Annotated in this window: 11 protein-coding genes and 1 tRNA gene; 3 read left to right on the forward strand and 9 right to left on the reverse strand. The window is 74.0% G+C overall.

Features of this window, described 5'->3' with window-relative positions; genetic code table 11:
* Nucleotides 1–29: 29 nt before the first annotated feature.
* Nucleotides 30–102 (forward strand) — tRNA-Thr (locus G3T38_RS14510).
* A gap of 48 nt (nt 103–150) precedes the next feature.
* On the opposite strand, the gene G3T38_RS14515 is transcribed toward G3T38_RS14510, so the two are convergent.
* The 3 genes from G3T38_RS14515 to G3T38_RS14525 form a co-directional block, all read right to left on the reverse strand.
* Complete coding sequence (locus G3T38_RS14515; protein WP_163773045.1) at nt 151–1131, reverse strand: pirin family protein; 981 nt, start codon at nt 1129–1131, stop codon at nt 151–153.
* A 394-nt stretch (nt 1132–1525) separates the two neighbouring features.
* On the reverse strand, nt 1526–2407 hold the full coding sequence (pdxY, locus tag G3T38_RS14520) for a pyridoxal kinase PdxY (RefSeq protein ID WP_163773046.1): 882 nt from the start codon (nt 2405–2407) through the stop codon (nt 1526–1528).
* A gap of 49 nt (nt 2408–2456) precedes the next feature.
* Nucleotides 2457–3239: a dioxygenase family protein gene (locus G3T38_RS14525; protein WP_163773047.1), complete on the reverse strand. Its 783-nt coding sequence runs from the start codon at nt 3237–3239 to the stop codon at nt 2457–2459.
* Between the two features lie 113 nt (nt 3240–3352).
* Here G3T38_RS14525 and G3T38_RS14530 point away from each other — a divergent pair, with 113 nt between their 5' ends.
* Nucleotides 3353–3832 carry a MarR family winged helix-turn-helix transcriptional regulator gene (locus tag G3T38_RS14530; protein ID WP_338037667.1) on the forward strand — a complete coding sequence of 160 codons (480 nt, stop codon included), beginning with the start codon at nt 3353–3355 and terminating at the stop codon, nt 3830–3832.
* A 242-nt stretch (nt 3833–4074) separates the two neighbouring features.
* Here the strand turns inward: G3T38_RS14530 and G3T38_RS14535 are convergent, their stop codons facing one another.
* From G3T38_RS14535 to G3T38_RS14560, 6 genes are all read right to left on the reverse strand, one after another.
* Nucleotides 4075–4773 carry a uracil-DNA glycosylase gene (locus G3T38_RS14535; protein ID WP_338037668.1) on the reverse strand — a complete coding sequence of 233 codons (699 nt, stop codon included), beginning with the start codon at nt 4771–4773 and terminating at the stop codon, nt 4075–4077.
* A gap of 7 nt (nt 4774–4780) precedes the next feature.
* Nucleotides 4781–5998 carry an NAD(P)/FAD-dependent oxidoreductase gene (locus G3T38_RS14540; RefSeq protein ID WP_163773048.1) on the reverse strand — a complete coding sequence of 406 codons (1218 nt, stop codon included), beginning with the start codon at nt 5996–5998 and terminating at the stop codon, nt 4781–4783.
* Between the two features lie 289 nt (nt 5999–6287).
* Nucleotides 6288–7721 (reverse strand): pyridoxal phosphate-dependent decarboxylase family protein, encoded by a 1434-nt coding sequence (locus tag G3T38_RS14545; RefSeq protein ID WP_163773049.1) that lies wholly within the window; start codon nt 7719–7721, stop codon nt 6288–6290.
* Nucleotides 7718–9082: an MFS transporter gene (locus G3T38_RS14550; RefSeq protein WP_163773050.1), complete on the reverse strand. Its 1365-nt coding sequence runs from the start codon at nt 9080–9082 to the stop codon at nt 7718–7720. Before G3T38_RS14550 ends, G3T38_RS14545 begins: the two co-directional genes overlap by 4 nt.
* The gene (locus G3T38_RS14555; protein WP_163773051.1) at nt 9069–10277 is read right to left on the reverse strand and encodes an alpha/beta fold hydrolase; all 1209 of its coding nucleotides are present in this window, start codon (nt 10275–10277) and stop codon (nt 9069–9071) included. The genes G3T38_RS14550 and G3T38_RS14555 overlap by 14 nt, the downstream gene beginning before the upstream one ends.
* Nucleotides 10278–10341: 64 nt before the next feature.
* On the reverse strand, nt 10342–11865 hold the full coding sequence (locus G3T38_RS14560) for an AMP-binding protein (protein WP_163773052.1): 1524 nt from the start codon (nt 11863–11865) through the stop codon (nt 10342–10344).
* Nucleotides 11866–11973: 108 nt separating this feature from the next.
* Between G3T38_RS14560 and G3T38_RS14565 the strand changes: the two genes are divergently transcribed.
* The gene (locus G3T38_RS14565) at nt 11974–13248 is read left to right on the forward strand and encodes an RsbRD N-terminal domain-containing protein (protein ID WP_163773053.1); all 1275 of its coding nucleotides are present in this window, start codon (nt 11974–11976) and stop codon (nt 13246–13248) included.
* The last annotated feature ends 40 nt before the right edge of the window (nt 13249–13288 follow it).

Genomic DNA, 13288 nt, shown 5'->3' on the forward strand with positions numbered 1-13288 from the left:
CCCGTGCTGCTCGCTCGCCGACGCGGCATGCCGCCTTGGCGCAACTGGTAGCGCAGCGCCCTTGTAATGCGAAGGTTGCGGGTTCGAGTCCCGCAGGCGGCCCTCTTCTCCCGGCCCAACTTCTCCTGGCCCCTCGGTCAGGCCTCCGCGTCAGCGGATCTCGCCCTGCACCTCGCTGTGCGGCACCGTCGGGATCGTGCCGAGCCGGCCCTTGTTGAAGTCCTCGAAGGCCTGGACGACCTCGGCGCGGGTGTTCATCACGAACGGACCCATCCACGCGATCGGCTCGCGGATCGGCTGGCCGCCGAGCACCACGACCTCGAGCGCCTCGTGGCGCGACTCCTGCGCGCGGTCGGCGCCGACGGTGACCGTCTCGCCGTGACCGAGCACGGCGAGCTGACCGGTGCGGATCGGGCGGCGCTCACCCCCGACGTACCCGTTGCCCGACATCACGTAGACCAGCGCGTTGAAGTCCGTGCGCCACGGGAGCACGAGCTCGGCGCCCGGCGTGACGGTCGCGTGCACCATCGCCATCGGGGTGTGGGTGCTGCCCGGGCCGCGGATGCCGTCGACCTCGCCGGCGATGACGCGGATGAGCGCGCCCGCGTCGGGGGAGGTGCCGAGGCCGACCTCGCTGGAGCGGAGGTCCTGGTAGTGCGGCGGCAGCCACTTCGACGCCTTCGGCAGGTTCACCCACAGCTGCAGGCCGTGGAAGAGGCCGCCCTTGCTGACGAGCCACTCCGGCGGGGCCTCGATGTGGAGCAGGCCGGAGCCCGCCGTCATCCACTGCGTGTCGCCGTCGGTGATGGACCCGCCGCCGCCGTGACTGTCCTGGTGGTCCATGACGCCGTCGATCATGTAGGTCACGGTCTCGAAGCCGCGGTGCGGGTGCCACGGGGTGCCCTTGGGCTCGCCCGGCGCGTACTCCACCTCGCCCATCTGGTCGAGGTGGATGAACGGGTCGAGCAGGCGCGCGTCGACGCCGGCGAAGGCACGGCGCACGGGGAAGCCCTCGCCCTCGTAGCCCTGCGGCGCCGTGGTGACGCTGACGACCGCGCGGTCCTCGGCGCCGGGGAGCGCCGCGACGGTACGGGGGAGGACGGTCCAGTCGGGCACGTTCACAGCAGGCATCGGGTGCTCCTCGGCTCGGGTGATCTAGTTGAACATTGAACTAGATGGGAGCGCAAGATGTTCCCGGGTCCGAGTTGTGGCCCGAGGGGGCTGTTTTCCGGGGCGCTGGGGCCACGACCTCGGAGTTGGTACGACGCGCGTGACGCCGCTCCCGGTGTCGTGCGCCGGGCGGGTGGCGCGGGCGCCGGGTCGATGAAAACGCGGACGCGGGGGAGGAAAGTGCGCCGGGCCGGGGGCCGGGGCAAAGAAAACGCGGACCCGTGGAGCCGACACGCCGATCGGGAGGGGGCTCGGGTCCGCGTTTTCTTTCGACCGGATCGGGGTCGGTCGGGCCCGGTCCGCGTTTTCTTTCCCGGGGCCGGGGCCGGGGCCGGGCCGGGGCTGCGCCGCGGGCTCAGCGCAGCTGGCGCGCCTGGAACCGCTCGGGCGGGTTGGCGATGGAGGCCTGGGCGCCGATGAGCTGGATCTCGCGCGTTCCGGCCGCGATCGTCGCCTCCAGCACGCTGAAGACGCTCGACGTGGTGCGCTCGAGGGCCAGCTGGGGTGAGCGCGTCGTCAGCAGGTGCGCCAGGTAGAGCGCCGAGGTGAGGTCGCCGCAACCGTTGGGGGCGATGGGCAGCTGGGGGGTCTGCACGGCCCACGCGCCGTCGTCCGAGACGGCGAGCACCTCGAGCGTGCCGGCCGGGGTCTCGTCGGTGATGACGCTGGTGACGAGCACGTCGCGGGGGCCGCGGTCGCGCACGGCGTCGACGGCGTCGAGCACCTCGGCCTCGGTGTGCGTGGTGCGGTCCGTGAGGAAGTCGAGCTCGAAGTGGTTCGGCGTGAGGATGTCGGCGTGCGGCACGACGTGGTCGCGCATGTACTCCGGGATGCCCGGCCGCACGAACATCCCGCGGCCGACGTCGCCCATGACGGGGTCGCAGCAGTAGACCGCGGCCGGGTTGAGCTCCTTGACGCGGGCGACCGCGTCGAGGATGACGGCACCGACGTCCTCGGCGCCCTGGTAGCCCGAGAGCACCGCGTCGGCGGTGGCCAGCACGCTCACCGGCTTGCCGTCCGGTCCCGTGACCTCGCGCTCGCCGATGCCGGTGATGACGTCCGCGACGTCGCTCGGAGCGAGGAGCGGGCCCCGCCACGCGCCGTACCCCGTGTGGTTGGAGAAGTGCACCGTCACCACCGGCCACACCTCGTGACCGAGGCGCTGCAGGGGGAACGTGGCGGCGGAGTTGCCGACGTGGCCGTAGGCGACCGACGACTGGACCGACAGGATCTTCACGACCGAGGATCCTGCCACGCCCGGCCGCCGGACGCCCGCGGGTGAGGGGTCAGACGACCTGGAGGGAGCGCTTGGAGAGGCCCATCCAGTAGCCGTCGATGCGCTGGTCGCCCGGCTCGTCGGCCTTCAGTGCGGCGCCGAGGGTGATGAACAGCGGCGTGTAGTGCTCGACGCTCGGGTGGGCGTAGGGCATGCCGGGGGCCTTGGAGCGGTACGCCGCGAGCTCGTCCACGTCGCCGCGGGAGAGCGCGTCGGCGGCCCAGAGGTCGAAGTCGACCGACCAGCCGGGAGCCTTCGCGTCGATGCTCCAGTCGCGGAGGAAGGGCAGGCCGTGGGTGAGGAAGCCGGACCCGATGACGAGCACGCCCTCGTCCCGCAGCGGGCGGAGGCGCTCGCCGAGGGCGAGGAGGCGGTAGGGGTCGTCGGTGGGCAGCGACATCTGCAGGACCGGGATGTCGGCCTCGGGGTACATGATCTTCAGCGGCACCCACGCGCCGTGGTCGAGGCCGCGGGAGGTGTGCTGGTGGACCGGCTCGCCGTCCGGCATCATCGCGGCCACCCGGGCGGCCAGTGCGGACGCGTCGGGGGTGGCGTACTGCATCTGGTAGTAGTGCGGCGCGAACCCGCCGAAGTCGTAGACGAGCGGCACGCCCGAGGCGCTGAGGCTGACCGGCGCCGACTCCCAGTGCGCCGACACGATGAGCACGGCCTTCGGGCGCGGCAGGTCCTTCGCCCAGGCGGCCAGCTGGCCCGACCACACCGGGTCGTCGAGGAGCGGCGGGGCTCCGTGGCCGATGTAGAGGGCCGGCATGCGGTCGGACTGCGTGCTCATGGTGGTTCTCCTTGTCGTCGGGACGATGCTAGGACAACAAGGTTGAAGTTTCAAGCATTCCGGTTCGTCCCGGCGGCACGAGGTCGCTCGGGTCATGGCCTAGGGTGCGCAGCGTGGCGGACGCACTCTGGCTCGACGACGACGAGATGGCCGCGTGGCTGGCGCTCGTGGGGGTGGTCGTACGCCTCGGTCCGGCCCTCGACTCCCAGGTCCAGCGCGACGCGGGGATGACCCACTTCGACTACCAGGTGCTCGCGATGCTGTCCGAGGCGCCCGAGCGCACGCTGGCGATGAGCGAGCTCGCCAGCAAGGTCAACGCCTCCCTCTCGCGGCTCTCCCACGTCGTCAAGAAGCTCGAGCTGCGCGGGTGGATCCACCGGCGGCCCTCGCCGACCAGCCGCCGGGTCACGGAGTGCACGCTGATGCCCGCGGGGCACGACGTGCTCGTCGAGGCCGCCCCCGGCCACGTCCGGGCCGTGCGCCAGCTCGTCTTCGACGGCCTGACGCGCGAGCAGGTGCAGCAGCTCACCGCGATCGCGTCGACGATGCGGGCGAACCTCGACGACTCCGACCTGCGCACGCTCGACGGCTGACGTCGGGCGGGACGCGCTCCGGGGAAGGAAAACGCGGACCCGGACAAAGAAAGTGCGCGGCCGGCTGGCACGGGTCGAGAAGAGTGCGGGATCCGGCCGGCGACACGCCGAGGGAGAGCCGGTTCGCGTCCGCGTTTTCTTTCGCCTCCTCCGGGCGTCGCCCGGCCCGGTCCGCGTTTTCTTTCCCCAGGGGCGGCGAGCCCCAGCGGCGGCGAGCCCCAGCGGGCGGCGAGCCCCCGCCCTCAGCCCGGCAACGCCCAGTCGACGGGCGCGCCGCCCTGCTCCTCGAGCAGCGCGTTGACCTCGGAGAACGGCCGTGACCCGAAGAACCCGCGGCTGGCCGACAGCGGCGACGGGTGCACCGAGGCCACGGAGGGCACGTCGCCGAGGTGCGGCGCGAGGCCCTGCGCGTCGCGGCCCCAGAGGAGGGCGACGCGGGGTCCACCGCGTCGTACCCACGCCGTGATCGCCGTCGCCGTCACGTGCTCCCAGCCCTGGCCGCGGTGCGACCCGGAGGCGCCGGGGCGCACCGTGAGGCAGCGGTTGAGCAGCATGACGCCCTGGTCGGCCCACGCGGTCAGGTCGCCGTGCGCGGGAGGCGTGACGCCGAGGTCGTCGTGGAGCTCGCGGTAGATGTTGGCGAGGCTGCGGGGGATCGGCCGCACGTCGCGGGCGACGGCGAAGCTGAGGCCGATGGGGTGGCCGGGGGTGGGGTACGGGTCCTGGCCCACGACGAGCACCCGCACCTCGGCGAGCGGCCGCTCGAAGGCGCGGAACACGTGCTCCCCGGCGGGCAGGTAGGGCCGTCCCGCCGCGATCTCCTCGCGGAGGAAGCCGCCGAGGGCCGCGACCCGCTCGTCGATCGTCGGGTCGACCTCGCGCATCGCCTCGGCCCAGTCCGCGGCGACGAGGCCCTTCTCCACCAGTCCGTGCAGGCTCACGCCCCGATCATGCCCCGATGCGTCCGACGAGGGTCGACGGGTCCGCGCCGCCGGCCAGGGGCTGGGAGGCCAGCACCTCGCGGGCCGCGTCGCGCCGCTCCTCGACGGCCCACAGCAGCACGCCGACGACGGCCCGACCGGCCGCGTCGAGGTAGTAGGCCACCGCCCGCTCGTCGTCGAGGTGGTCCTCGATGATCGGCAGCGACGCGTCGAGCGTGCCGACGGCCTCGAAGCGGGTGCCGAAGACGGCGGAGTAGAAGTACGGCGTGTGGTCGTAGGTCTCGTCGCTGCCGGCGAGGATGCGCCCGGCGACGGTGCCCATCGTGGTGGCGTTGTCGACGTGCTCGACGCGGGTGCGGCCGAGGATCGTGTCGGTGTACGTCGCGACGTCACCCGCGGCGTGCACCCCGGCGACGTTCGTGGCGAGGTGGCGGTCCACCTCGATGCTGCCGTCGTCGGCGAGCGCGATGCCTGCCTCGCCGGCCAGCTCGCCCGCGGGCTCGATGCCGAGGCCCACCACGACGACGTCCGCGGCCAGGGTGGAGCCGTCGTCGAGGACGAGCTCGACGCCCGTGGCGTCGGCGGTGCCCGAGCTGACCTTGGTGCCGGAGCGGAGCGTGACGCCGCCGTCGACGAAGAGCGTCTCGTAGCGGTGCGCCAGCGTCGGCGGCAGCATCGAGCCGCCCAGCACGTCGTCGGGGTGCACGAGCGTCACCGTGCAGCCGTTCTGCACGAGCGCGGCGGCGATCTCCGAGCCGATGTAGCCACCCCCCACGACCGCGACGTGCGGGTGCTCCTCCGACAGTCGGCGCAGGTGGTGGTAGTCCGTCAGGGTGCGGAAGTAGAGCACCCGCTCACCCGGGTCGAGCCCGTCGATCTGCCGCGGCCGCCCGCCGGTGGCGAGCAGCAGCCTGCCGTAGCCGTAGACCTCGCCCGTCCGCGTGCGCACCTGCCGCGCCTCGGGGTCGATCGCGATGACCGCGTCGTCGAGCCGCAGCGTCGCACCGGTCTGCTCCTCGGTCTCCAGTGCTGCGTCGTCGAACGTGAAGTCCGGGTCCGTCCACAGCTTCTTCGACAGCGCCGGGCGCGGGAAGGGCGCCGTCGGCTCCTCCGCGAGGATCGCGATCGAGGCATCGGTGTCACGCTCCCGGATGCCCTTCGCTGCGGCGTCGGCGGCCATCCCGCCGCCGACGATGACGTGGTCGAAGACCCGAGGTGCGCTCATGCCCCTCACGGTGACAGGGGCGCCCAACCCGCCGGCCCGCGTTTGCCCGGGCGGCTGTCGGGTACGTCGCGGGCCAGCCCACCGCCGTACCCAGGAGCCGTCCATGGCCGTCCAGCTCAGCAAGCCCAGCCGCATCACCGCCGTCAGCTACCGGCTCGACGACGCGCCGGACTTCGAGAGGTGCCGGAGAGCAACCGGTTCAGCGGACCCGGCTTCGTCATCGAGATCTACGAGGCCGCCAACGCCCTGGGGGAGACGCCGAGCCGGGACGCGTGACGGCCGGCCTGGGTCACGCCGTCCGCACCGGCCGCGCCAGCCGGTCGAGGAACGCCGTCAACAGCGCCTCGCGCAGTCGTGGGCTCGCGACGTCGAGCAGCGCGTTGATCTCGCCCATCCGCTCGGGCAGGCCCGGCCCGTCCTCGCCGCCGACCATCCCGACCGCCGCGAGCAGGCCGTCGAAGTCGGCGTCCGAGAGCGCGGCGGGGTCGAGCGCCTGCACGAACTCGACGATGCCGGGATCGACCGCGACGGGGCCGCGCTCGACCGCGACGGCGACCGCCGCGCGCAGGGCCACCAGGAACGCGCTCACGTCGGTCGCCGCGCTCAGCGACAGGTGCAGCGTCGGCGGCTGGCCCGCGAAGGTCAGCTGCGGCTGCGCCAGCCACCCCGCCGCGGCGAGCTCGTCGGCGATGGTGAAGACGTCGCAGGAGCCGTCGGTCGCGACCGTCACGAGGCTCGACTCGGGCTCGGCGACGAGCGCGAGCCCGTCGATCTCCCGCACGCCCGCGACCAGCGCGTCGACGCCGTCGAGCAGCGTGCGCGTCAGCTCGAGGTAGCCGTCGTCCCCGATCGTGCGCAGCACCGCCCAGGCCCCCGCGAGCGGACCGCCCGACTTCGTCGACTGCAGCGTCGTGTTGAGCATCGTGTAGCCCGGCCAGTCCGCCGACGCGAAGAACTGGGGGCGCCGCAGCTCCGGCGTCCGGTGCAGCAGCACCGACGTCCCCTTGGGGGCGTACGCGTACTTGTGCAGGTCCACCGAGATGCTCGTGACCCCGGGCACGTCGAACGTCCACGGCGGTACGTCGCGGCCCAGGCGCGCGGCGTACGGCAGCACCCACCCCCCGATGCACGCGTCGACGTGGCAGCGGATGTCGTGCTCCGCGGCGATCGCCGCGAGGTCGGTGACGGGGTCGACGACACCGTGGGCGTAGGACGGGGCGCTGGCCACCACGAGCACCGTGCGCTCCGGTGCCGCCGCGACGGCCGCCCGGGTCGCGGCCACGTCGGCGCGGTGGTCGGGCCCGACGGGCACGACGACGGGCTCGACGCCGAAGTAGTGAGCGGCCTTGAGGAACGCGGCGTGCACGGTCGACGGCAGCACCATCCGGGGTGCAGTGACCTCGGGTCGGGCGTCCCGCGCGCCCTGCACCGCCAGGAGCACCGACTCCGTGCCGCCCGAGGTCACCGTGCCGACCACCGTCTCCGGCGCGCCGAGGAGGTCGGCCGTGAGCCCGACGACCTCGTTCTCCATCGTCAGCGTGCTGGGGAAGGCCGTGGGGTCGAGGCCGTTGGTCGCGGCGTACGCGGCCACCGCCTCCCGCCCGACCCGGTCGACCTCGGCGAGGCCGGAGTCGTAGACGTAGGCCAGCGTGCGGCCGCCGTGCGTCGGCAGGTCGCCCTGCTGCAGCTCGGCCAGCCGGGCGAGCACGTCGTCGCCGTTCATGCGGGACTCCCTTCGGGGGCGGCCACGGTGGCCGCGTCGAGGCGGTAGCGGCGCAGCCACAGCAGGCTCACGAGGGTGAGCGCCGCGGGCAGCAGCGAGAAGCCGAGCACGATGGCCGTGACGGCGGAACCGGGCTGGCTGGTGCCGCCGTCGGTGCCGGAGACGTAGCCGCCCAGCGCGAGCACGACGGCGAAGACGCCGGGGCCGAGCGCGAGGCCGAGCGTCTCGCCGGCCGTCCACACGCCCGTGTAGACGCCCGCGCGGTTCTCCCCGGTGCGGCGCGCGTCGACGGCCGCGGCGTCGGGGAGCATCGCGAGCGGGAAGACCTGGCACCCGGCGTACCCGACCCCCACGAGCGCGACCGCACCGTAGACGGCGGCCGCCGGCAGCACCTCCGCGCCGGCGAGCACGAGGGCGCCCGCCGCGAGCAGCAGCGACGACAGCGTGTAACCGCGGCGCTTGCCCACCCGCTCGCCGTACGCCGTCCACGCCGGCGTCAGCACCAGCGCCGGCCCGACGAAGCACACGAACAGCAGGGTCGCCGCACCCGGGTTGCCGAGCACGTGGCGCGCGACGTAGTCGACGCCCGCGAGCATCGTGCCCGTGGCGAGCGCCTGCAGCAGGAACGTGGTGAGCAGCAGCCGGAAGTCGCGCGCCCGGGCCACGACCCGCAGCTGCTCGCGCAGGCTCCCGGCCCCGGCGGCGGGGGCACGGACGGGCGCGCGCCGCGTGCCGACGTACGCCGCGAGCACGCCCACGACGATGAGGAGGGCCATCGCGAGGCCCATGACGCGGTAGCCGTCGCGCCCGCCGACGGCGTCGCGGATCGCGGGAGCGCTGGCGCCGGCCAGCAGGATCGTCAGCGCGAGGAGCGCGACGCGCCACGTCATGAGCCGCGTGCGCTCGTCGTAGGAGTCGGTGATCTCGGCGGGCATCGCGACGTAGGGGACCTGGAAGAAGGCGTACGCCGTCGCGCACGCCAGGAACGCGACGAGCACCCAGACGGCCTCGAGCGCGGTCGAGTCGAAGCCGGGCGAGGCGAAGATGACCGCGAAGAGCACGGCGAGGGGGAGGCCCGCACGGAGCAGCCACGGCCGCCGGGGGCCGCGCGGGTCGGTGCTCCGGTCGGTGATGCGGCCCGCGACCGGGTTGAGCACGACGTCCCAGGCCTTCGGCGCCACCACGATCGCGCCCGCCACCAGCGCCGCGATGCCGAGCTGGTCGGTGAGGTAGGGCAGCAGCATCAGGCCCGGCACGGTGCCGAAGGCGCCCGTCGCCACCGAGCCGCTGCCGTAGCCGATGCGGACGGAGCGGGGGAGCGCCCCGGACACCGCCGTGGGGGAGGCCTCAGCCGAAGGCACGCGACGACGCCGATCCGTAGCGGCGCGCGCGGTTGGAGCCGATGCGGTCGGCCCGCGGCGCGCTCGGGACCGACGGCGTGCCGTCCGCGGGCCCGTCCACCGGTGTCGGCGTCGACCAGCGGTCCACCCACTCGTCGAGGGCGGTCCACGTCGTCGTGCGTGCCGCGCGACCCGTCAGCATCCCGAGGTGGCCGCCGGGCACGACCTCGAACTGCACCTCGGTGGCGTTGGGCAGCAGCGTCGTCAGGGGCTTGACCGCGCTGACCGGGGCGATGCCGTCGTTCGCGCCGGCGAAGACGAGCACGGGGCAGGTGATGGCGTCGAGGGAGATCTCCTGGGTCCCGTCCGGGGTGTCGAGCTCGAAGACCCCGGAGAGGAGCGCGTTGCCGCGGTACATGCGGTGGTAGAGCTGCCCGAACGAGCGGCCCGGGTAGGCGATCATCCCGGCGGTGAAGCGGTCCACCGCCTCGACCTGGGCGAGGAACTCCGGGTCGTCGAGGTTCTGCAGGAGCGCCAGCGGCTTGGTGACGAGCTTCTGGAACGCCGAGAGCTGGAACGCCCACCGCACGAGCGGTCGGGGCGCACCGCCGAAGGCCTGGTAGGCCCGCGTCACGGCCCGCAGCTGCGGGGGCAGCAGGTCGAGGTTGAGGAGCGGGCGCAGCGGCGCGATGAGCGGTACCCGGCTGAGGTCGAACGGCGAGCCGACGACCGACAGCGAGGCGACCGGCAGGTCCGGGTCGTTCGCCACGGTGAGCACCGAGAAGATGCCGCCGAGGCTCCACCCGACCACGTGCACCGGCCGTCCGCCCGCGTGGGCCGACACCTCGCGGATCGCCGTGGGCACGACCTCCGAGATCCAGTGCTCCATCCCGAGGTTGCGGTCGCGGAAGGACACCTGGCCGTACTCCACCAGGTACGTCGGTCGCCCGCCCCGCACGAGGTGCTCCACCAGCGAGCACCCCCGGCGCAGGTCGAAGCACGTCGCCGGCGCGGCCAGCGGCGTCACGAGCAGGACCGGGTCGCCCGTCTCCGGCGCCGACGGGTCGGGCCGGTAGTGGTAGACCTCGCGCAGCTGCCCGTCGTCGACGAGCACCCGGGGCATCGGACGCAGGTCCGCCAGCCCGCCGTACAGCACCTTGTGGGCCACGTTGCCGGTGGCCGCGACGACCTGGTCGGGCTTCGGGAGGAGGTCCATGGCCCGAAAGGTACTCGCGAGTCACCCCCTTCGGGGAGGTCTCGGGCGCGGGGATCCCGTGGGTTCAGCCGCGCAGCGCGGGCTTGAGGAGCTTGCCCACCGAGTTCTTGGGCAGCGCCGCGTGCAGCTGCACGTCCGCCGGCACCTTGAACCGGGCGAGCACGGCGGCGCAGTGCGCCCGCAGCTCGTCCGGGGTCGCGCTGGCCCCCGGCCGCAGCGCGACGTGCGCGACCGGCACCTCGCCGTACGTCGGGTCCGGGCGTCCGACCACGGCGGCCTCGAGGACCGCCGGGTGCTCGTAGAGGACGTCCTCGATCTCCTTGGGGTAGATGTTCTCGCCGCCGCGGATGACCATGTCCTTGACGCGGTCCACGAGCACCAGGAACCCGTCGGCGTCGAGGTAGCCGACGTCCCCGGTGTGCAGCCACCCGTCGACGACGGTCGCCGCCGTCTCCTCCGGACGGTGGAGGTAGCCCGCCATGACCGTGGCGCCCCGCACCAGCACCTCGCCCCGCTCGCCCGCCGGCAGGTGCTCGCCGTCGGCGGACGCGATCGCGACGTCGATCCCCGGGAGCGGCAGTCCGACCGTGCCGGGCTTGCGCCGCTCGTCGAGCGGGTTGATCGTCGCGGCGACGCTGCACTCCGACAGCCCGTACCCCTCGACGAGCACCACGTCGAAGCGCTCCTCGAAGCGACCGATGAGGTCGGCGGGCATGGGGGCCGCCCCGCAGACGACGAAGCGCAGGGAGGAGGTGTCCACCGCGCGCTCGGTGTGGGCGTCGATGAGGGCGTACATGGTCGGCACCGCGGAGAAGTACGTCGGGCGCTCGGCCTCCACGAGGTCCCAGAAGTCCGCCGGACGGAACCGGGGCGCCACCACCACCGACCCGCCGGCCAGCAGCGGCGCGAGCACGCCGACCAGCAGGCCGTTGCAGTGGAACAGGGGGAGCACCAGCAGGCTGCGGTCGGCGGCGTCGAGACGCAGGTGCGTGACGATCGCGCGCACCATCGCGTCGACGTTGGCGTGGGTGAGGACGCACCCCTTGGGGCGGCCGGTGGTGCCCGACGTGTAGACGACGAGCGCCGGCGCCCCGGGATCGACGGTCGGGGTGGTGGACGGGGCTGCGCCGCTCGTCCCGCGCAGGTCGTCCACGTGCACGACCGCGACGGCGCGACCTCGGGCGACCTCGTGGCCCCGGTCGTCGGCGACGAGCAGCACCGCGCCCGAGTCGTCGAGCTGGTGGCCGACCTCCGCGTCGGTCAGCGCCGGGTTCACCGGGGTGAGGGCGGCCCCCCGCGACCAGGCGGCGAACATCGCGACGACGATCTCGAGGCGGTTGGGGAGCATGACCGCGACCGTGTCGCCGGGGCCGACGCCGGCCGCGGCGAAGGCGTCGCCGAGCTCGGCGACCGCAGCCGCGAGGCCGGTGTTGTCGAGGCGCCGGTCGCCGTCGACGACGGCCGCACCGGACGGGTCGCGCAGAGCGCGGGCCCGTGGGAGGTCGGCGATCGCCTGGAGCGGACCGTCGAGCGGACCGTCGAGCGGACCGTCGAGCGGGTGGAGGTCGGGGAGCCGGGTGGGGAGCACGCCCCGCAGGCTAGGTGCGGCCCACGTCACGCTCTTCGTCCCCCGGAGACGAGAACGCGGACGACTTTCGGTCCTGCGGGCAGCGCACGGCTACTAGCGTTCGGTGCCGTGAACCACGGTCCCGTCCCGCCCGACGCCAGCTTCCCCGCGGTCGCCGCGATCGCCGCGACCCTCAACGCCGGGCTCGGGCAGCTCGTGGCGGACATGCGGGGGGAGATCGCCGGCGCGATCACCGAGCTCGACGGCGACCCGGGGCTCGTGCAGCTGCTCGGCGCGAGCATCGAGGGCAACGTCGACACGATCCTCCACGCGCTGGCCCACGGCATCGGTGAGCCGCACTTCGAGCCACCGGTGGCGGCGATCGAGTACGCGCGGCGGCTGGCGCAGCGGGGCGTGCCGGTCAACGCCCTCGTGCGTGCCTACCGGCTCGGGCAGCAGCACCTGCTGCAGCGGGCGTTCGTGGCGGGCGCGGACCTCGAGCCGGCCGTGCGCGCGGGTGCGTACTCGATCCTCGTGGACCGCGTCTTCGACTACATCGACTGGATCTCCCAGCGGGTCGTGGCGGTCTACGAGGAGGAGCGGGAGTCGTGGCTCGCCAACCAGCTCAACGAGCGGGAGGGGCTCGTGCGCCGCATCCTGCACGAGGGGAGCGCCGACCCGGCGGCCGCCGAGCGCGCGCTGGGCTACCGCCTGCACGGGTCCCACCTGGCCGTGATCGCCTCCGAGGACCGCCGGGGCCAGCTGACCCGGTCCACCCGGCTCGTGCGCGACCTCGCCGCGGCGCTCGGCTCCCCGCACCCGCCGCTCGTGGTCAGCCACGACCAGGCGACGACGTGGGCGTGGATCCAGGTGCCGACCGGCGTCGGCTCCACGGGGGTGGTCTGCGACCACCTCGACGGGCTCCCGTCGGGCGGGCCGGTGCTGGCCGTCGGCGGCGTACGACGCGGTGTCGAGGGCTTCCGGGCGTCCCACGCGGAGGCGGCGAGCATGCACCGGGTGCTGCTCCTGCGGGGCGGCGCCGGCCGGCCCGCCATCGCGTACGACGAGCCGGGAGCCGCGCTCGCCGGGCTCCTCGTCGCCGACGTGCCGGCGCTGCGCCGCTGGGTCGTCGGGGTGCTCGGCGACCTCGCCCGCCGGGACGAGGCCACGGAGCGCCAGCGACGCACGCTCCTGACCTTCCTGCGGTGTCGTGGCTCCTACACGGCGACGGCGGAGCAGATGACGATGCACAAGAACTCGATCAAGTACCGCGTCGCCGTCGCGGAGAAGACCCTGGGCCGGAGCATCGCGGAACGCCACCTCGACCTCGAGGTCGCCCTGACGATGGCCGACCACGTCGGCGACGCCGTCCTGGGGGCGCGGGACACGCGCCCCGCCGGCTGAGGGGTCTTGTCCCCGGGGACCAAAGGCCCGGAGCGGACTT

The sequence above is a fragment of the Nocardioides zeae genome (assembly GCF_010686755.1).
GTDB lineage: Bacteria > Actinomycetota > Actinomycetes > Propionibacteriales > Nocardioidaceae > Nocardioides > Nocardioides zeae.